Consider the following 18,233-nt stretch of genomic DNA (forward strand, 5'->3'; position numbering starts at 1 on the left):
GCCATCGTGGCGCCAGAAGCGCCGGTCAACCGTAGGTCGGGTACTGCGGCCAGCCCTCGGGACTGTCCTCCCAGTCCTGCTGCCGCCCGTACACCGTGCGGTCCATGATGTGCGCCACCGGCAGGATCGCCTCCGTCCCGCGCGCACCGGTCGCGTAGGTCAGGTACGGCACACCGTCGCGCAGCAAGTAGTACGAGTAGCCGGGCACCGGGCCGTCCCAGTCGTCGCTGTGCACGGTCCAGCCCCAGTCGTCGTGGTAGCTCGTCGTGCCGGACGACACCCACGTGTGCGGCCACCCGTGCTGCTGCCGCCAGGCCTCGAGCCGCTCGATCGGCCCCTCGGAGACCATCGCGAACGCGATCCCCTCGTCGTCGAGGCGGCCCATGTCGGCGGGCAGGTTGTCGACGGCCCACGTGCAGCTCGGGCAGCCGGCGTCCCAGTCCCGTCCGTACATGACGTTCTGCACGAGGAGCAGGTACTTCCCGGCGAACAGCTCCGTCAGTCGCACGGGACCGTCGGGACCCGTGAACTCGTAGTCGTCGACACGGACCATCGGGAGCCGTCGGCGCGCGGCCGAGACGCGGTCGCCGTGGCGGGTGAGTTCCTTCTCGTCGCGCACCTGCGCGGCGAGCGCCGTGTCGAACGCTGCGCGGTCGACGACGGGTGGCGTGGCGTCGGGCTGCTGCTCCTTGGACATGGCGACCTCCTCGTCGTTGCGGCGCACGGTACGCGCGTCGCGGTCGCGGCGTGACGGACGGGAGGCGCGGCGCGCGCCCGGTGCGGAGCACGCGTCACGCAGGCAGCACCATCCGGGGTCGGATCGCTAGGATCGCAGCGCACGCCGTGCCTCCAGGGCGGAGGCACGCGACCTGACCCGAAGAGGACGGTACCGATGAGCGGCACGATCCACGACAACATCTCGCAGGCGTTCGGGAACACGCCGCTGGTCCGGCTGAACCGCCTCCCGAAGGAGGGCGGCGCCGAGGTCCTGGCGAAGCTCGAGTTCTACAACCCGGGTGCGAGCGTGAAGGACCGGCTCGGCGTCGCGATCATCGACGCAGCCGAGGAGTCCGGCGAGCTGCAGGCCGGCGGGACGATCGTCGAGGGGTCCTCCGGCAACACGGGCATCGCGCTCGCACTGGTCGGGGCTGCTCGCGGGTACCGGGTCGTCATCACGATGCCCGAGACGATGAGTGTCGAGCGTCGCGCCCTCATCCGCGCGTACGGTGCCGAGATCGTCCTCACCCCGGGGCCGGAGGGCATGAAGGGCGCGGTGTCGAAGGCGGAGCAGATCGTCGCCGAGACGCCCGGCGCGATCCTGGCCCATCAGTTCGAGACGCCGGCGAACGCGGCCATCCACCGGAAGACGACGGCGGAGGAGATCCTCCGCGACACCGAGGAGCACGTCGACGTGTTCGTCGCGGGCGTCGGCACGGGCGGCACGATCACCGGTGTCGGCCAGGTCCTCAAGGAGCGTGTGCCCGGTGTGCAGATCGTCGCGGTGGAGCCGAAGGACTCGCCGCTGCTGACCGAGGGCAAGGCGGGTCCGCACAAGATCCAGGGCATCGGCGCGAACTTCATCCCCGAGGTCCTCGACCAGTCGGTCATCGACGAGGTGTTCGACGTCGAGCTGGACGACGCGCTCCGGGTCGCCCGCGACCTCGGCACGCAGGAGGGCATCCTCGCGGGCATCTCGTCCGGCGCGATCATCCACGCGGCGATCGAGATCGCCGCACGTCCGGAGAACGCGGGCAAGCGGGTCGTCGCGATCGTGTGCGACACCGGTGAGCGCTACCTGTCGACGGTCCTCTTCGAGGGACTCACTGCGTGAGTCGTCCCGCCCGACGAGGCGTGCTGCGGACCGTCCGGGAGGACCTGGCCGCAGCACGCCGCGGTGACCCCGCGTCCCGTGGCGACCTCGAGAACGCGATCGTCTACTCGGGGCTGCACGCCGTCTGGACCCACCGACTGACGCACCGGCTCTGGATCGCCGAGGGCCTGCCGGGGTCGCGGTTCGCGGCCCGGGTCCTCGCGCAGGTCGCCCGGTCGGTCACCGGCATCGAGATCCACCCCGGTGCCCGCATCGGCCGCCGGTTCTTCATCGACCACGGCATGGGGGTCGTCATCGGGGAGACCGCGGTGGTCGGCGACGACGTCGTGCTCTTCCACGGGGTGACCCTCGGCGGCCGCGGGGGCGACCACGGGCCCGGAGCTCGTCGGCACCCGGCGGTGGGGGACCGCGTCGTGCTCGGTGCCGGGTCGTCGCTCATCGGCGCGATCACGGTCGGCGCGGACTCCGTCGTCGGCGCGAACACGGTGGTGACGAAGGACGTCCCACCGGGGTCGGTCGTGACGGGTGTCGCCGGGACGGCGCGCCCGCGCTCGGGACACGAGGGCGTCCCGCCCCTCTGACGGGTCGGGGTCAGCTCTTCTCGCAGGCGATCCCGTCGCCGTCGGCGTCCATCTTCTTGTTCGCCGCGTACAGCGCGTCGTCCTTCTTCACCGTGCCCTTGAGCGCCCGGTACGTGACCTTGCCCTTCGAGGTGACGCGGTTCTTCGTGACGGACTTCTTCGCGATCCCGCCCGAGTACACCTTCTGCACAGCGGTGCAGTTCTTGTAGACGGTGGGGGCGGCCTGCGCGGTCGAGGCGCCGCCGACGACGGCGGTCGCAGCGAGCACGGCGGTGGCGGCGGCGATGCTGAGGGTTCGGGTGATGTGCACGGCCTGAGGATAGTTCGGAACCGGAGTCCGCACGCACCCCAGAACGAGGTGCACCGTCGGCGGTCCGGTGCATGCTGGAGCACATGGACGGCGAGACGCTGCACGAGGTCGCGATCCGCACCGCGATGGCCCTGCCCGCGGTGGCGGAGACCCAGCCCTTCGGTGAAGGCGCGTTCGTCTACAAGGTCGTCGGCAAGATGTTCGTGATGACCTCCGAGCTCCGTGGCGTGCCGATCGTGAACCTCAAGTGCGCGCCGCCCCACGGTGCCGCCCTGGTGCGCGACCACGCCGAGATCACCCCGGGCTGGCACATGAACAAGCAGCACTGGATCACGCTGTCACCCGGGGACGGCATCGACGAGACCCTGGTCGAGGACCTCGTCGGCAACGCGTACGACCTCGTCGTCGCGAAGCTGCCGCAGGCGAAGCGCCCGATCGACCCCGTGCGCCGGACGCAGCAGGACTGACCACGGCCCGGCGGACCGCCCGCACTCAGGCGGTCGCGCGCGCCAGGACCTTCGACACGTCCCGGACGACCTTCGGCGCGAGCCCACCCGTCCCCGGGCCACCGGGACCCGTCCCGCGCCCCGACGACAGCACGGCCTGTGCCTGCTCGGGCGTCAGGCCCGTGAAGAGCTGGCCGATCGTGACGCCGTGGTCCGGTCGGTGGGTGACGACGACCGGGTCGCCGGCGGACACGGGCCCGGACCGCACCACGCGGAGGTAGGCGCCGGGGCGGCCCTCCTCCGTGAACCGCTTGACCCACTTGTCCACCCGCATCCGGCGGGCGAAGGTGCCGCAGGGGATCCGCGGGATCGTGACCTCGAGCTCGAGGGTCTCGCCGATCCGCCAGCGTTCCCCCGTCACGGCGCCGGTGACGTCGACGCCCGTCGTGCGCAGGTTCTCGCCGAACAGCCCCGGCGGGACGTCCCGGTCGAGCAGGTCCGCGAAGTACGCCGCGTCCTCGTCCGCGTAGGCGTACACCGCCTGGTCCTCGCCACCGTGGTGCTTCCGGTCCGCCTGCACGTCGGCGTACAGCCCGAGCGGACGGACCCGGACGGGGCCGTCGACGGGGCGCTTGTCGATCGCGGTGACCCCGATGGTGCCGGAGTCGGGCAGCAGGCGGTCGACGCGGCAGACGGCGGTGACGAGGGACATGCCCCCAGCCTGCCGCAGAACCCGCGAACGCAGAAGTGTGACGATCCGGCTGTTCGTTCCGTCCCATCGGTGAGCACCCCGATGGAGGACCCCGTCATGACCGACACCGCACCCGCAGCACACCTCGCGACCACCGCGCTCGTCCGCGTCGGGCACGAGCACGTCCTGGCGCAGGCACGCGTCCGGTCGCTGTCCGCGCGGCCCGTCGGCCCGATGAAGGTCCGCCGCACGCACGGACACCAGGCGCACACGGCCTAGCGGCTCGACGGCACCGCACTCAGGAACCCCCGACCCCACACCAGTAGAAGGAAAGCGTGCACCACCAGCCCCTCACCGACCTCGACGACGCCGTCCTCGCTGGTCGATCGTCCGACGGCGACGTCCGGGCGTTCGAGGTCCTCATCCGGCGCCACACCCCCCTGCTCCGTGCCTACGCGCGCCGGACCCTCGGCTCGACCGACGAACTCGACGACGTCGTGCAGGAGACGTTCATCACCGCCTGGAACCAGCTCGACACGCTCCAGGACGGCGCCCGGGTCAAGGCGTGGCTCATGCGCATCCTCAGCCGGAAGTGCATCGACCGCATCCGGGCCCGGCGGTTCCACGACGACGTCACCGAGCTCGAGGTCGAGGCACCGGCGGACGACGCGCCCGAACGCGTCGCCGAGGCCCGCTCCCGCGAGGAAGCGGTCGAGACGGCGCTCGCCGAACTCCCCGAGGCGCAGCGCCGCACGTGGGTGATGAAGGAAGTCCTCGAGTACTCGTACGAGGCCATCGCGGAGGAACTGGACCTCCCGACCTCGACCGTCCGGGGACTGCTGTCCCGGGCGCGCAAGAACATGATCCGTCTCATGGAGGGATGGCGATGACCGAACCCGATCCCGTCCGGCTCGACTCCCTCGAACCCGACGACCTCGACGGCCACACGATCGACGAGCTGGCCGACTACCTCGACGCCGGCATGCAGCCGGCCGACCCGAGCATCGACCACTCCGCCGCGTGCCAGAACGCCCTCGCCGCCATCGTGCGGCTCCGGCAGTCCTCGCTCGGCTCGCTCGAGGCCGCCGCCGAACAGGAAGCACCCGCCGACGAGTCGTGGATCAGCGGCGTGCTCGCGAACATCTCGCTCGAGGCACGCGCCGGCCGTGACGTCCCCCTCCGCCCGGCGGCGCCCACCGAACGCCCGGTCATGACCGAGGGCGCCATCCGCTCGCTCGTCCGGACCGCCGGCGACGCGGTGCCCGACGCCCTCATCGCGCGCTGCACGCTCGAGGGGGACGTCACCGAGCTCGGTGCCCCGGTGCGCATCGTCGTCGAGATCGCCGTCCGCGCCGGGTCGACGATCCAGCGCGTGGCGTCGGACATCCGCGAGACCGTCGCCGAGGTCCTCGCGACCGAGACCGACCTGCTCGTCGAGTCCGTGGACGTCGTGGTTCGCGACCTGCTGCCACCGTCCGACGACGAGCCGGACCCCGACGCCGAGGAGGAACGAGCATGAGCAGCCACGACGAGACCTTCGCCGCGATCGAGGCAGCGGTCGTCGCGGTCCCCGGGGTCGCCGAGCTCTACCGGGCACGCCCGACGCTCGGCAGCGCGGTCGGTGCGGCAAAGAACCTCGCGACCCGCACCACGGTCGCGCGCGTGGTGCTCGACGACGACGTCCTCCGCATCGTGATCGGCACCGACGGTTCCGTCCCGGCACCCGAGACGGCACGCGCGGCGCACCTCGCGGCGCTCGCCGCAGCGACCGAGCACGGCCTGCCGCTCAGCCGGGTCGACGTGCGGATCGCGCGCGTCGGCTGACGCACCCGCCTGCGGTTCGGGAGGGACGTCGCGGGCCCGCGCCGCGCCTCCCGTCCGTCAGCCGGTCACCGTCACGGGCCCCGCTCACGTCCGCCCGCGGGTCACGGTCGTCGGTCCGCGACCTCCAGCACGACGACCACGGCGGCGACGAGCAGTGCCGTCGCCACGAGGGACACCGACGGCACGGCGATGCTCGCGAGGACCGCGAGCGCGAGTGCCACGACGACGACGTTCCAGCCGAGGCTGAGCGACGGGCGGAGCGCCAGCGCCCAGATCGACAGCACGAACAGCGCGACCGGCACGGCGATCGTGGCGGCGACGGTCGCGTGCGACAGGTCGGCCTCGCCCGCGTCGGCGCTCACCGCGACCTCGATCCCCGCCGGGAGCGCCCCGGCCGCGGCGAAGACCAGGTAGTGGCCGTAGCCGAACACGAGCGCGGTCGGCAGGGACCGGATGTGGTCGTGCTGCTCGCGGGAGAAGTAGATCCACCACAGCCCGGCGACGATCACGAGCCCGCACGCCGCCAGCACGAGGAGCGACCCGAGGTGGTCGGCGTGCGCGATGCCGTCGATGACCGCGTTCGCCGAGGCCACGAGCCCCTCGCCGAGGACGATCAGCGTGAAGAGGGAGTACCGCTCCGCGATGTGCCGGGTGTGCCACGGGGTGGTCTGCGTGCCGGCCTCCACGAACGGCGGGACGAGGACCTCGAGCAGGATGAGCACCGGGATGACACCCCACGAGACGCGGTCCGGCAGCAGGAGCGCGAGCACCCAGAGCACCTGCACGACGACGATGCCGCCGGCGTACCGGAGTGCGGTCCGCCGGTACTCCGACGACGACGCGGCGACCCGGAGCCACTGCCCGACGAGGGCGAGCCGCATGATGACGTAGCCGAGCACGACGACCGTGGTCGACCCCTCGACCATCGCGGCGTGCACCCCGGCGGCGAGCACGAGCACCCCCGCCATCTGCACGAAGGTCATCACGCGGTAGAGCCAGTCGTCGGTGTCGAACGAGGTGGCGAACCAGGTGAAGTTGAGCCACGCCCACCAGATCGCGAAGAAGACGAAGGCGTACGCGAGGACGGCCGACGAGACGTGCCCCTCGACCTCGATCTCGTGCAGGTTCGTCGCGGCTAACCCGACGGCGACCACGAAGACGAGGTCGAAGAGGAGCTCGAGGGGGCTGGCCGCGCGGTGCGCCTCGGTGGGGTCGCGGGGTGCCATGCGGCGGAGTCCGATGGTGGTCACCTGCGTATGCCTACACGACGAACGACCCCGGGTGCAGGACCCGGGGTCGTTCGTCGTGCGTGCCTGGCGTCGGCTCAGTAGAAGTTCGACGCCTGCGAGTGCGACCACGCGGCGCACGGGGTGCCGTACGCGTCGCTGATGTACTGCAGGCCCCAGGTGATCTGGGTGGTCGCGTTCGTCCGCCAGTCGGACGCGATCGTGGCCATCTTCGACCCGGGGAGCGCCTGCGGGATGCCGGTCGCGCCGCCGTTCGCGTTGACGGCCTGGTAGTTCCAACCGGACTCCTTGGTCCACAGGTTGTCGAGGCACTGGAACTGGTCGGAACCCCAGCCGTACTTCGACGAGGCGAGCGAGCTCGCGGTCGCCTTGGCGCCCTCGACCGTGTTCGCGGCGGCCTGCTTGCGCGCGGCCTCGGCGGCTGCTGCCCGTTCGGCCGCGGCGCGCTTCGCTGCGGCGGCAGCGGCGGCCTTCGCGTCGGCGTCCTGCTTGTCCTGCGCGGCGCTGGCGTCCGCGACCGCCGTCGTGGCGTCGACCGTCGAGGAGATCCGCGAGGTCAGTGCCGCGCCGGAGAGCGTCCGGTAGTCGTCGAGCGCGTCGATGCGGCGCTCGAGGACGCCGGTGTCGGTCTTCTCGTTCGCCGAGTCGGCGATCGTCTCGGCCGTGGCGATGGTCGCCGCGGCCTGGGCCCGGTCGAGCGCGGTCCCGGCGAGTGCCGGTGCCGCGGTCGCGCTGGCGGTCGGCATGCCGAGGGCCTCGCCGATCGCGGGTTGCGTGCCGACGGTGGCGATGCCTCCGGCGACCGCGAGGACGGCGGCCCCGCCCACGATGAGCGTGGTGGGGCGGCGGAGCGCGCGGCGGAGGCGCCGGTTGGGGGAGTTCAGGGCCTCACGTCGGGTCGAGGCGGTGGTGGTGGGGAGGTCGGTGTTGCGTCCTGTCATCGATTCCGGTGGTCGGCCGGCTCGTGGTGCGTGACTCGTGACGCTGCACGCGGGGTGGGGGAGCGCGCAGGGGTGCGGATGAACGAGACGTCCGTCGTCAGGAGTTCGCGAGCCGGGGGAGGACCGGACGGTGGTGTGGGGCCCGTCCGTCCGCCGACGGGCGACCGTGGGGTGGCCGCCGCTGGGCGAAGCCGCCACGATGACCGGTGTTGCTGGGTGCACCGTCCAGTTTGTCTGGCAGAACCGTCCGTCCACCCGTTGGTAACGGTTCGGTAACGGGCTGGTCAGGCCCGGGAGGTGTGAGCTTCCTGGGTGCGCTCACCCTGCGCGACGCGTTCGAGGGCGTCGAGCGCGGCGGCGATGGCGTCGACGTCGGTGTCGGGCAGTTCGGCGATGAGCTCGGCGACGATGCCGGTGCGGGTGGAACGGGCTCGCTCGACCGCTGCGATGCCCTCGGGGGTGGCCGTCACCATGAACGCCCGACCGTCCCGGGGGTCCGCCTCGCGCTCGATGAACCCGCGCTGCTCGAGCTCGGTCAGGATGCGGGTCATCGTCGGCTTCGTGACGACCTCGATCCGCGACAGGTCGCCCGGGCGCAGGGGTCCCTCGCGTTGGATCGTCGCCAGCGCCGAGACGATGCCGTACCCGAGCGAGGCCGAGTCCGTGCGGGCCCGCCGGTTGATCCGGCCGACCGCCGCGGCGAGGCGCGCGGCGATCTCGGTACGGTCCGGCTGGCGGTGGCTCATGCGGTGCTCCGGGTCGCTCGACGGGGTGGTCGGGGCGATGCTACCGGCTCGTCGGACGGTGTGACTGGGAGCGTCGCGCGGGTCGCCGCGCTGTCACCGACCGCCGTGGCGGACGGAGCACGCCCGCCTCGCGAGGGCGAGACGGGCGTGTTCCTGTACGGGCGTTCAGGCGGGGTCAGCGTTTCTCGCCGGGGAGCAGGTGGATCGCCTCGGTCGCGAGCTCCGCCTCGATGTTGTCCCCGGACGCGGTGGCCTCACGCAGACGGCGGAAGTCGGCCGTCATCTGGTCCCAGTCGACGAGCTCGTCGAGGTTCGGCAGCCGCAGTCGGAACGCGAGGCCGTCCATGGTGTCCCGGCAGACGCGCTGGAGGTTCTCGTTGCCGCACTCCTCGACGTAGCGGGCGAACACGGCGAGGGCGTCACGGTTCACCGCGGCGACGTCGTGCGACTCGTAGTCCGCGATCGTGGCGTCGAGCTGGGCGAGGATCTTCTTCTTCGCGCTCGCACCGAGGCGCGGGACCGCCAGCCGCACGACCCCGCCGAACAAGACGCCCAGGGTCTGCAGCGCCTCGACCACCTCGGTCGGGTCCGGCGTGGTGACGCGGGTGTAGCGGTTCGGCGCCATCTCGATCAGGCCGGCGCGTGCGAGCTGGCTCAGTGCTTCGCGGATCGGGGTACGGGAGACGCCGAGCCAGGCGATGAGCTCGTCGTCGTTGAGCCGCTCGCCGGGCTCGAGCGTGCCGTCCATGATCGCGGCGTGGATCTTGAGCCGGACGGTGTCGCGGAGCAGCTGGTGCTCGGTCGGTGCACTGCTGGGGACCGGCATGCGGGTTCCTCCGGGATCGTGGCGTCGGCGGGCGTCCCACCGGTCGGTGCGGACGCACGGTTCACCGTACCTGATATGTGAACGGTGTCCCTGTCGGCTCGGAGCGTGTCAGTCGTGGGGGTGGAGCAGCCGGAGGGTCACCGGGTCCTCGGTGCCGTCGTACCAGCGGTCGAGGACGGCCCGGAACGGCTCCGGGTCGGCGGCGGCCGTGGCGAACAGGGTCATGGACGACCGGAGCTTCAGCGCGTCTATGCCCCCGAGCAGGTCGTCGGCGGTCCGGGCCGGGGCGGACTCCGCCGCACGGGTCGCCTCGAGCAGCCGCGGGCCGAGGACGGGGTGGTCGAGGTACGCCCGGGCCTCGTCGGGGCTGTCGAGTGCGTACCGCTGCGCGGTGGGCGAGCGGCCGAGCCCGGCGAGCTGGGGGAACACGAACCACATCCAGTGCGACGACTTCCGGCCGCGCCGCAGCTCGGCGAGCGCGGTGTCGTGCACACCCTGCTGCGCGCGGACGAACCGGTCGAGGTCGAACCGGTCCGTGCCGCGCTGGTCGGTGTCGTGCGGATCGTCGCTCACCGGACCACGTCCCCCCAGGCGTAGCGGACGGTCGTGCCGTCCACGACGAGCAGCGAGTCGGGTTCGCGGTCGAGGAGCCCGGGCATCCCGACGGCGTCGGGCAGGTCGCCGCCGAGCCGCTCGAGCCGTGCCGACCGGATCGTCAGCGGCGGGTGCTGGCGCTGCCAGAACAGCGTCTGCGCGAGGTGCCGGGCGTGGATGCCCTGTCGGGTGGTGAGGTCCGTCGCCAGCCGGTCGTCGACGACGTCACCGGCCACGACCCGGACGGTGGCGTCGTGGCGGGGTCGCACCGCGCCTCCTGGCCCACCCGTGCTGCCCGGCCAGACCGGACCGCCGGGCCACGCCGCGCCGGACCCTGGTCCGCCCCGGCGTCCGCGGAGCCAGCGGACCGGGTGGAGGGAGCGTGCCGGGTGCCGCACCGACCGGTAGGACAGCGTGTCCCCACGACGTCGCGCCCGCGCGTGCGCGAACGTGTACGGCACCCCGAGCAGGGCGTGCGCCGCCACGATCGCGGGCACGTTCGCGGTGTCGACCGTGCGGTAGGCGACCCCGCGGCGACCGCGGTCGTCGACGGTGAGCACCTCGATCGTCACCTCGGTCATCGAGCCGAGGCGTCCGGACGGCGGGAACGGCGGCACCCGGGTCTCGCGGAAGACGTACGCCGTGAGGCCGGCCCACGCACTGCCGTCGACGACGTCGGGGCGGGTGCCGCGCGGCACCAGACGCGCGAGCGACTCGGGGTCGTGACGCCAGTGCGCGAAGACGACGTCCTCCCACGCGTGCACCGTCACCGGTCGGTGCAGCAGGGGGACCGCGGCTCGGTCCCGCGCGGGCTCGGTCACCGTCGTGGCGCGTGCCGGCCGACGCGCACGGCCCAGGCGACGAGGGGTGCCTGCAGCGGCAGGCGGAGCACCGACACGAGCCGCATCGCCCGCGTCGACCGCGGGCTGTCGAGCAGGTCGTTCGCCATCTTCACGTTCGCGGGGAAGACGGCGAGGAACAGCGCGGCGGCGGCCCAGCCCGCGGCACGGCGGGTGGCCGGGATCGCCAGGCCGGTCGCGATGCCGAGCTCGGCGGCGCCGGACGCCAGGGTGGTCAGGCGCGGCGGGAGGGCGTCCGGGACGATCCGGTCGTAGCCCCTCGGCCGCAGGAAGTGGGTGACGCCGGCCCCGCCCAGCACGACGGCGAGGAGGGTGGCGGTCCGGGTGGCGCGTCGTGCGCGCTCGCGTCGTCGCATGCGTCCATGGTGCCCGCGGCGCGCTCGGGACGCACGGAGAGTCCCCAGGTCGGCTCAGCTCAGCTCAGGTCAGTGCGGTCGCGACGAGGTCGAGGACGACCGCCGCGACGTCGGCCTTGCTGCCGGAGGCCTCGCGGACCACCTCGCCGCCGGGGACGAGCACCTCGACGGCGTTCTCCTCGCGTTCGAACCCCGCGGACCAGCCGACGTGGTTTACGACGAGCATGTCCGCCGGCTTGCGGGCGATCTTGGCGCGGCCGAGCTCGATGCGCGCGGCACGGTCGGGTTCGGTCTCCGCCGCGAAGCCGACGATGATCTGGCCGGTCCGGCGGGACGCGACGAGGTCGGCGAGGACGTCGGGGTTCCGCACCAGCTCCAGCGTCATGGTGTCGCCCTGCGCCTCCTTCTTGAGCTTGTCGGCTCGCACCTCGGCGGGCCGGTAGTCGGCCACGGCCGCGGTCATCACGACGACGTCGGCATCGGCTGCTGCGGTGTGGACGGCGTCGGCGAGTTCCAGGGCGGACCCCACCGGCACGACGGTCGCGTCGAGTCCGGCGGTCAGCGACGCGTCCACGTTCGCGCTCACGAGCGTCACGGCCGCGCCGCGTCGGGCCGCGTCGGCGGCGATCGCGACGCCCTGACGACCGCTCGAACGGTTGCCGACGAACCGGACCGGGTCGAAGGGCTCGCGCGTGCCGCCGGCGCTCACGACGACGCGGACGCCGGCGAGGTCGCCGAGCTCACCGCGGGCGCCGGTGGTCCCCGCCTTCTCGGCGGCGGCTGCGGTCGGCGGGAAGGCGGTGTCGGTCGGGAGGCGCGGGTCGTCCCCGTCGCCGCGACCCGCGTCCGTCGGGTGGTCCGCGCCGGTCCGGCCGGCCGGTGCCGGGTCGTCCAGCACCGCGAGGGCGCCGGCGACGATGTCCTCGGGCTCCGCCATCCGGCCGATCCCCGCGTCGTCGCCCGTCAGGGCCCCGACCACCGGGCCGACGAACCGGACGCCGCGCTCCCGCAGGGTCTGGACGTTCGCCCGGGTCGCCGGGTGCTCCCACATCTGCGGATGCATCGCGGGAGCCACGACGACGGGTGCCTCGGTCGCGAGCAGCGTCGTGCCGAGCAGGTCCCCGGCGAGCCCCGCGGTCATCCGGGCGAGCGCGTCCGCGGTGGCGGGGGCGACGACCACGAGGTCCGCCCGGCGCCCGAGCGAGACGTGGCGCACCTCGGCGACGTCCTCGAACACGCTCGTGGTGACCGGGTTGCGGCTGAGCGCCTCGAGGGTCGGCAGCCCGACGAAGCGGAGCGCGCCCTCGGTCGGGACGACGTGCACGTCGTGTCCCCGCTTGACGAGGTCGCGGACCACGCCGACGGCCTTGTACGCGGCGATGCCCCCGGTGATCCCGACGACGACGGTCAGACGGCGCTCTGCTGCTGCGTTCACACCGGTCACGCTACCCGGCACGTCGTGCGAGGATCGATCCCATGTGCACCGTCGTCGTCCGCGTCGACCCCGGGTCCGAGTGGCCCGTCACGATGCTCGCCATGCGCGACGAGTCGCCGGAGCGGCCGTGGGACCCGCCGGCAGCCTGGTGGCCCGAGCGCGACCCGTCGATCCGCGGCGTCCGCGACCGTTCGGCGGGCGGGGCGTGGCTCGCGGCGTCCGACGGCGCCGGGCTCGCGGTCGTGCTCAACCGGGGCGAACCGGTGCCGAGCGACGACGGCACGTGGACCACCCGCGGGGTCGTGCCGCTCGACGCGGTCACCGGGGCGCTCCCCGGCCACGACGGCACCCTGCCCACGACGCGCGCGTTCAACCTCGTGCGGGCGACGGCCGACGGCGCCGAGGTCACGACCTGGGACGGCACCGAGGTCCGGACGACCGCGCTCGGCCCCGGCGTGCACATGGTCACGCACGGCGAACCGGACGACCCCGCGGCGCCGCGCATCGGGCGGTGGCTCGACGCCTTCCGTGCCGTCGACGCTCCGGTCGGGCCGCCCGTGCTCGGCCCCTTCGACGAACTGCGGGCGGCCGACGCCGGTGCCGACGCCGGCGACGGGTGGGGCGGCTGGTTCGGACTGCTCGCCGGATCGGCGTCGCTGCCGGCCGACGACCCGGACGCGATCCTCCGGGACGCGCACGAGCCGGACGGGCACTTCGCGACGCTGTCGATCGTCGCCGCGGCGGTCGGCCCCGGGCGCACCGTCCTGCAGCACGCGCGGCTGACCGAGCCCGGCCGGTTGGACGGTTCGGTCGAGCTGCACCGCGCCTGAGCGCGGTCCGCGCCGAGCCGAACCGCGCTGCACCGCGCCTGAGCGCACCCGCAGCGCGCACCCGCGGCCGGGCATGGCCGGAGCGCGTACCTTCACCGTTCGTGACCACCGCAACCCGGAGCGTGCTCGCCGTCCTCACGGCGGTCGTCGTGGCCGTCTCCCTCGGGGCGTGCGCCTCGAGCCCGCCGGCCGCTGCCGACGCGACGCCCCACCCGACGGCGACGACCCGCCCCTGGGACGCCGCCGCGGGTGTCGGCGTGGTGGTCGTCGGCGACTCGATCAGCGGCGGGCACGGCCTCACCACCGCCGAGGCGTGGCCGGCCGTCGTCGCGGACGCCCAGGGCTGGTCGCTCACGAACCTGTCGTGCGACGGTGCCGGTGTGGCCGCCCTCGGTGACGACGACGACTGCGCGAGCGACTACGCGACCATCGTCGGGCGTGCGGTCGACCTCCGTCCCGAGGTCGTCCTCGTGCAGGCGAGCTCGAACGACCTCGGACTCGACACCGCCGAGGTCCGGAGCGCCACCGACCAGGTCGTCGACGAGGTGCACCGTCGGCTGCCGCACGCGCGGCTCATCGGCCTCAGCGCCATCTGGAACCAGGACGCCCCTCCCGCGCAGCTCGCGTCCGTCTCGGGGGCGCTCCGGCACGCCCTCGCCCGCGAGGGCGGCACCTACGTCGACATCGGCGAGCCGCTGCGGGGGCACCCGACGTGGATGCAGTCCGACGACGTGCACCCGACCGTGCGCGGACAGCGGGCCATCGCGGCGGCGGTGACGGCCGCGTTCGAACGCGACCACGTGCGGTTCTGACGGCGGACGGGCGGGGACGAGCCGCGCCTCCTGGACCGTCCGGGCGACTCAGACGGGCGGGGTGGTCCCGGTGAGGTCCTCGGCGACCGCCCAGAGGGAACGCGCCAGGTCGGCCTTCCGTGCCGAACCGGGGATCGACACGGTCGTGGTCGGCCCGACGAGCCCGAACGGCCCCGACGGTCCGTAGTACGCCCCGCCGACCGCGTTCGGCCCGACCGCGGCGTACAGCAGCGGCTCGGAGCCCTGCTCGACGTCCTGCGTGAAGGGCAGCGCGCGGTTCGAGGACCGGACCGGCTTCGACCGGCCGAGCGACCGCCCCGCCGACTGCAGGTTCGTCCGGGTGTAGCCGGGGTGCGCGGCGGTGCTCACGAGCGGCCAGTCGAGCTCGACCGACAGCCGGTGCAGGTGCAGCGCCAGCAGCAGGTCGGCGAGCTTCGACTGCGCGTACGCCCGCCAGCCGTTGTAGCCGCGCTCCCACTGGAGGTCGTCGAAGCGGATCCGGCCGGGGATCGCCGCGAGGCTCGACATCGTGGCGACCCGCGCGTCTGGTGAGCGCAGCAGTGTCGGGAGCAGCAGGTTCGTCAGGGCGAACGGGCCGAGGAAGTTCGTGCCGAACTGCAGCTCGAAGCCGTCGACCGTCTCGAACCGCTTCGGCGGCGCCATCACCCCGGCGTTGTTGACGAGGACGTCGAGCGTCCGGTCGTCCGCGGCGATGCCCGCGGCGAAGCGCCGCACGCTCGCGAGGTCGGCGAGGTCGAGCTCCCGCACCTCGACGTCGGCACCGGGGTGCGCGGCACGGATGTCGGCTGCGGCCTGGTCGCCCTTCGCGATCGTGCGGACGGCGAGGACGACGGACGCGCCGGCTGCGGCCAGGCGCGTGGCGGTCTCCTTGCCGGTTCCGCTGTTCGCGCCGGTGACGACGATGCGGCGGCCGGTCTGGTCGGGGATCTGCGGCATGGGCGTGACCGTACTCCGCCGGGGGTGCGGATCCGGTGCGAGGGTGCTAGATTGATGCGAACGCATGAACATGCAGATGCATGGACGTGCGGTCGGGAGGACAGGACACCATGAGCAACGCATTCGGCACCGACCGCCCCTCGGACGTGCCACCGCCCGCCCCCGAACGGATCGGCCCCGTACAGCTCGGCCTCGACACGTTCGGCGACGTCACCGAGCTGCCCGACGGCAGCGTCAAGTCGGACGCCCAGAGCATCCGCGACGTCGTCGACCAGGCAGTCCTCGCCGACGAGGTCGGCCTCGACTTCATCGGCGTCGGCGAGCACCACCGTGCTGACTTCATCGTGAGCGCCCCCGAGGTCGTCCTCGCCGCGATCGCCGCCCGGACCTCCTCGATCCGGATCGGGTCCGCCGTCACCGTGCTCTCGTCCGACGACCCGGTGCGGGTGTACGAGCGCTTCGCCACCGTCGACGCGATCTCCGACGGTCGTGCCGAGGTCATCCTCGGCCGCGGGTCCTTCACCGAGTCCTTCCCGCTCTTCGGGTACGAGCTCTCCGACTACGAGGTCCTCTTCGAGGAGAAGCTCCAGCTCTGGGCAGCCCTCCGCGGTGGCGACGCGGTCACCTGGTCCGGCACGAAGCGCGCCTCGCTCGTCGACCAGGACGTCTACCCGAAGCTCGAGCACGGCCCCATCCCGACCTGGATCGGCGTCGGCGGGTCCCCGCAGTCCGTCATCCGTGCGGCGTCGTACGGTCTGCCGCTGTTCCTCGCGATCATCGGCGGGCAGCCCGCGCAGTTCGCGCCGTTCTCGCGCCTCTACCGCCAGGCGCTCACGCAGCTCGACCTGCCGCAGCAGCCGATCGCGATGCACTCGCCCGGGTTCGTCGCCGCCACCGACGAAGAGGCGGCCGAGCGCTACTGGCCGTACCACAAGGCCGTCACCGACCAGCTCGGTCGGGAGCGCGGCTGGCCGCCCCTGGACGTCGCCGGCTACCGTGCCGGGCTGTCCGCGGGCGGGTCGCTCTACGTCGGGTCGCCGGAGACGGTCGCCCGGAAGATCGCGCGGAACATGCGGATCCTCGGCGTCTCGCGGTTCGACATGCGGTACGCGACGGGGCGTCTGCCGCACGAGGACATGATGCGGTCGATCGAGCTCTACGGCACGCAGGTCGCGCCGCGGGTGCGCGAGCTGCTCGCGGTGCCGGTGCCGGTCGCGTAGGCGCTGGGTCGGCCGCGGCGGGTCGGCCGGGTCGGCCGCGGCGGCGCGGCCGGGTCGGCCGGATCCGTCCGGGTCGGCCGGATCCGTCCGGGTCATTCCGGGTCCGTCCGGCGGGCCTGGAGGCGCGGCTCGCCCCGTCCGCGCCGCTCACGGGGTCGCCGGGTACGGTCCAGGGCATGTCGTCACGCCCCGCTGCACTCGAACGTCGGTTCCGTGGTCGGATCATGGGCGTCGGCACGACCTCGGGCATCCGCATCGTGGTCGGCATGTGGGAGCGCTCGCCGTTCGGAGCCTTCACGGACGTCTTCCTCGAGCTGCCGGACGGCTCCTCGGTGCTCCTCGCGCCCGACGAGATCGTGGCCGCGTACGTCTCCGGGACCTACCGGTTCGACACGGTCTCGGTCGTCGACGTCTCGGCTCGCCGGACCGCCAGGGGACTCGAGCTGTCGGCGGGTGCCCTCGAGGCCTCCATCGACGTCGGCACGATCTCCCCGCTCGGGAGGGTGCTCCGCATCGTCCCCAAGCAGATCGCCCGCGACCCCCGGTGGCTCGCCGCGATCGACCCGGTCGCCCGGTTCGTCGCTCCCGGGTCGGGGACCGCGGGGTCGGCGGGCAACGGGCGTCGCGAGTACTACGGCGTGACCGGGGCGCACGACGTCACGGGCGTGCGGGGGACCTGGGCGGGGGAGTCGCTCGGGTCGTTGGCGCCGCTCGACCCGCCCGTGGCGTTCGGGTTCGCCTCGATGCCGCGGATCCCGCAGGTCGTCGACGTCGAGACGACCATCCGCGAGCCGGTCTGAGGCGCGGCGCGCGTCCAGGCGGTCGGGGCGACCCGGAACGACATCGTCGCCGTCGTACGACGTCGGTGTTGTCGCTCCTTGCGGGCGCAACAGTTGCACGCGCGCGGCAGCGACATCGTCGAGGTCGTACGACATCGGTGTTGTCGCACACTCCCGCACACTCCCGCCCGCGCCCACGCCCGCGCCCGCGCACGTGACCGCGCCCGCGACCCCGACCGCGCCCGCACGGCCCCGACCGCGCCCGCACGGCCCCGCAGCCCCGTCCGCCGGACGCGCTCAGCGTCGAGGGGCAGACTGGCCGGAACGGACAGCGCCCCGAGGGCCGGCCGCACGTCGAGCACAACGGGGCGCACGACGCGAGAGGAGCACCATGACCGACACAGAGGCAGACCAGCGCGCAGCCATCTCGGACATCGTCCACGGAGCCCACACGGCACTCCTGACGACCGTGAGCGAGGACGGCCAGCTCCACGCACGGCCGCTCGCCGTGCAGGACAAGGCGTTCCACGGCACACTCCGCTTCCTCGTGCAGGACGGGAGCGAGAAGGTCGAGGACATCGCCCGGAACCCGCACGTCAACGTCGCGATCGAGTCGCAGGGCGGGTACCTGTCGATCGCCGGGACCGCGACGGTCAGCCAGGACGACTCCGTCATCGACGAGCTGTGGTCCCCGTTCGCCGAGGCCTGGTTCCCGGACGGCCGCGAGGACCCCTCGATCCGACTCCTCACGGTCGAGGGCGACTCGGTCGAGTACTGGACGCAGGACACCGGCCCGGTCGGCAGCCTCGTGCAGACCCTCAAGGCCGCCATCGGCAAGCAGAGTCAGCCGGACACCGGCGACCACGGCACGATCGAGCTCTAGCGCCGAAGACGGACGCTCGGCACCGCGCCCGGTCCCCGCACACCGCGGGTGCCGGGCGTCGTCC

24 protein-coding genes are annotated in these 18,233 nt (G+C 73.3%); 12 read left to right on the forward strand and 12 right to left on the reverse strand.

Going from position 1 to position 18,233, the window contains the following annotated elements; translation table 11 throughout:
- Window positions 1-25: 25 nt before the first annotated feature.
- Complete coding sequence (locus ACIPEP_RS03890; protein WP_402716557.1) at window positions 26-697, reverse strand: DUF899 family protein; 672 nt, start codon at window positions 695-697, stop codon at window positions 26-28.
- Between the two features lie 195 nt (window positions 698-892).
- On the opposite strand from ACIPEP_RS03890, the gene cysK reads away from it, so the two are divergent.
- Window positions 893-1,831 (forward strand): cysteine synthase A, encoded by a 939-nt coding sequence (cysK, locus tag ACIPEP_RS03895; protein ID WP_071294571.1) that lies wholly within the window; start codon window positions 893-895, stop codon window positions 1,829-1,831.
- Entirely contained in the window at window positions 1,828-2,412 is a 585-nt protein-coding gene (gene epsC / locus ACIPEP_RS03900; RefSeq protein ID WP_229086908.1) for a serine O-acetyltransferase EpsC, read from the forward strand. Before cysK ends, epsC begins: the two co-directional genes overlap by 4 nt.
- Before the next feature lie 10 nt (window positions 2,413-2,422).
- On the opposite strand, the gene ACIPEP_RS03905 is transcribed toward epsC, so the two are convergent.
- The gene (locus tag ACIPEP_RS03905; protein WP_139201839.1) at window positions 2,423-2,722 is read right to left on the reverse strand and encodes an excalibur calcium-binding domain-containing protein; all 300 of its coding nucleotides are present in this window, start codon (window positions 2,720-2,722) and stop codon (window positions 2,423-2,425) included.
- A gap of 83 nt (window positions 2,723-2,805) precedes the next feature.
- Here ACIPEP_RS03905 and ACIPEP_RS03910 point away from each other — a divergent pair, with 83 nt between their 5' ends.
- The gene (locus ACIPEP_RS03910; protein WP_071294602.1) at window positions 2,806-3,189 is read left to right on the forward strand and encodes an MmcQ/YjbR family DNA-binding protein; all 384 of its coding nucleotides are present in this window, start codon (window positions 2,806-2,808) and stop codon (window positions 3,187-3,189) included.
- Window positions 3,190-3,214: 25 nt separating this feature from the next.
- On the opposite strand, the gene ACIPEP_RS03915 is transcribed toward ACIPEP_RS03910, so the two are convergent.
- Window positions 3,215-3,880 (reverse strand): MOSC domain-containing protein, encoded by a 666-nt coding sequence (locus ACIPEP_RS03915; protein WP_083403161.1) that lies wholly within the window; start codon window positions 3,878-3,880, stop codon window positions 3,215-3,217.
- 96 nt (window positions 3,881-3,976) lie between these two features.
- On the opposite strand from ACIPEP_RS03915, the gene ACIPEP_RS03920 reads away from it, so the two are divergent.
- The 4 genes from ACIPEP_RS03920 to ACIPEP_RS03935 are packed head-to-tail and all read left to right on the forward strand — an operon-like array spanning window position 3,977 to window position 5,683.
- Window positions 3,977-4,138 carry a hypothetical protein gene (locus tag ACIPEP_RS03920; protein WP_156794863.1) on the forward strand — a complete coding sequence of 54 codons (162 nt, stop codon included), beginning with the start codon at window positions 3,977-3,979 and terminating at the stop codon, window positions 4,136-4,138.
- Window positions 4,139-4,194: 56 nt separating this feature from the next.
- Window positions 4,195-4,749 carry an RNA polymerase sigma factor gene (locus tag ACIPEP_RS03925; protein ID WP_070418286.1) on the forward strand — a complete coding sequence of 185 codons (555 nt, stop codon included), beginning with the start codon at window positions 4,195-4,197 and terminating at the stop codon, window positions 4,747-4,749.
- On the forward strand, window positions 4,746-5,378 hold the full coding sequence (locus ACIPEP_RS03930; RefSeq protein ID WP_071302884.1) for a hypothetical protein: 633 nt from the start codon (window positions 4,746-4,748) through the stop codon (window positions 5,376-5,378). Before ACIPEP_RS03925 ends, ACIPEP_RS03930 begins: the two co-directional genes overlap by 4 nt.
- Entirely contained in the window at window positions 5,375-5,683 is a 309-nt protein-coding gene (locus tag ACIPEP_RS03935; protein WP_070418287.1) for a hypothetical protein, read from the forward strand. Before ACIPEP_RS03930 ends, ACIPEP_RS03935 begins: the two co-directional genes overlap by 4 nt.
- Before the next feature lie 101 nt (window positions 5,684-5,784).
- On the opposite strand, the gene ACIPEP_RS03940 is transcribed toward ACIPEP_RS03935, so the two are convergent.
- From ACIPEP_RS03940 to ACIPEP_RS03975, 8 genes are all read right to left on the reverse strand, one after another.
- Entirely contained in the window at window positions 5,785-6,933 is a 1,149-nt protein-coding gene (locus tag ACIPEP_RS03940; protein ID WP_402716558.1) for a low temperature requirement protein A, read from the reverse strand.
- A 74-nt stretch (window positions 6,934-7,007) separates the two neighbouring features.
- Window positions 7,008-7,871 (reverse strand): phospholipase, encoded by an 864-nt coding sequence (locus tag ACIPEP_RS03945; RefSeq protein WP_402716559.1) that lies wholly within the window; start codon window positions 7,869-7,871, stop codon window positions 7,008-7,010.
- A gap of 284 nt (window positions 7,872-8,155) precedes the next feature.
- Window positions 8,156-8,617, reverse strand: coding sequence for a MarR family winged helix-turn-helix transcriptional regulator (locus tag ACIPEP_RS03950; protein WP_070418288.1), 462 nt, complete (start codon window positions 8,615-8,617; stop codon window positions 8,156-8,158).
- 175 nt (window positions 8,618-8,792) lie between these two features.
- On the reverse strand, window positions 8,793-9,443 hold the full coding sequence (locus ACIPEP_RS03955) for a GntR family transcriptional regulator (protein ID WP_071294568.1): 651 nt from the start codon (window positions 9,441-9,443) through the stop codon (window positions 8,793-8,795).
- Window positions 9,444-9,551: 108 nt separating this feature from the next.
- Entirely contained in the window at window positions 9,552-10,016 is a 465-nt protein-coding gene (locus tag ACIPEP_RS03960; protein WP_402716560.1) for a DUF1810 domain-containing protein, read from the reverse strand.
- Entirely contained in the window at window positions 10,013-10,858 is an 846-nt protein-coding gene (locus tag ACIPEP_RS03965) for a DUF2071 domain-containing protein (protein WP_071294566.1), read from the reverse strand. Before ACIPEP_RS03965 ends, ACIPEP_RS03960 begins: the two co-directional genes overlap by 4 nt.
- Window positions 10,855-11,253, reverse strand: a complete 399-nt coding sequence (locus ACIPEP_RS03970) for a hypothetical protein (protein WP_071294565.1) — start codon at window positions 11,251-11,253, stop codon at window positions 10,855-10,857. The genes ACIPEP_RS03965 and ACIPEP_RS03970 overlap by 4 nt, the downstream gene beginning before the upstream one ends.
- Window positions 11,254-11,317: 64 nt before the next feature.
- Complete coding sequence (locus ACIPEP_RS03975) at window positions 11,318-12,664, reverse strand: bifunctional phosphopantothenoylcysteine decarboxylase/phosphopantothenate synthase (protein ID WP_402716689.1); 1,347 nt, start codon at window positions 12,662-12,664, stop codon at window positions 11,318-11,320.
- Window positions 12,665-12,729: 65 nt separating this feature from the next.
- Here ACIPEP_RS03975 and ACIPEP_RS03980 point away from each other — a divergent pair, with 65 nt between their 5' ends.
- Window positions 12,730-13,518, forward strand: a complete 789-nt coding sequence (locus tag ACIPEP_RS03980; RefSeq protein ID WP_336697538.1) for an NRDE family protein — start codon at window positions 12,730-12,732, stop codon at window positions 13,516-13,518.
- A gap of 101 nt (window positions 13,519-13,619) precedes the next feature.
- Complete coding sequence (locus ACIPEP_RS03985; RefSeq protein WP_402716561.1) at window positions 13,620-14,330, forward strand: SGNH/GDSL hydrolase family protein; 711 nt, start codon at window positions 13,620-13,622, stop codon at window positions 14,328-14,330.
- 48 nt (window positions 14,331-14,378) lie between these two features.
- Here ACIPEP_RS03985 and ACIPEP_RS03990 read toward each other — a convergent pair whose 3' ends face one another.
- Window positions 14,379-15,287, reverse strand: a complete 909-nt coding sequence (locus tag ACIPEP_RS03990; RefSeq protein ID WP_402716562.1) for an SDR family oxidoreductase — start codon at window positions 15,285-15,287, stop codon at window positions 14,379-14,381.
- 110 nt (window positions 15,288-15,397) lie between these two features.
- Between ACIPEP_RS03990 and ACIPEP_RS03995 the strand changes: the two genes are divergently transcribed.
- From ACIPEP_RS03995 to ACIPEP_RS04005, 3 genes are all read left to right on the forward strand, one after another.
- The gene (locus ACIPEP_RS03995; protein WP_402716563.1) at window positions 15,398-16,507 is read left to right on the forward strand and encodes an LLM class flavin-dependent oxidoreductase; all 1,110 of its coding nucleotides are present in this window, start codon (window positions 15,398-15,400) and stop codon (window positions 16,505-16,507) included.
- Between the two features lie 176 nt (window positions 16,508-16,683).
- Window positions 16,684-17,307, forward strand: coding sequence for a hypothetical protein (locus ACIPEP_RS04000; protein WP_402716564.1), 624 nt, complete (start codon window positions 16,684-16,686; stop codon window positions 17,305-17,307).
- A 370-nt stretch (window positions 17,308-17,677) separates the two neighbouring features.
- Entirely contained in the window at window positions 17,678-18,169 is a 492-nt protein-coding gene (locus ACIPEP_RS04005; protein ID WP_070418296.1) for a pyridoxamine 5'-phosphate oxidase family protein, read from the forward strand.
- The last annotated feature ends 64 nt before the right edge of the window (window positions 18,170-18,233 follow it).

The sequence above is a fragment of the Curtobacterium sp. NPDC087082 genome, from assembly GCF_044745045.1.
Classification (GTDB): Bacteria; Actinomycetota; Actinomycetes; order Actinomycetales; family Microbacteriaceae; genus Curtobacterium.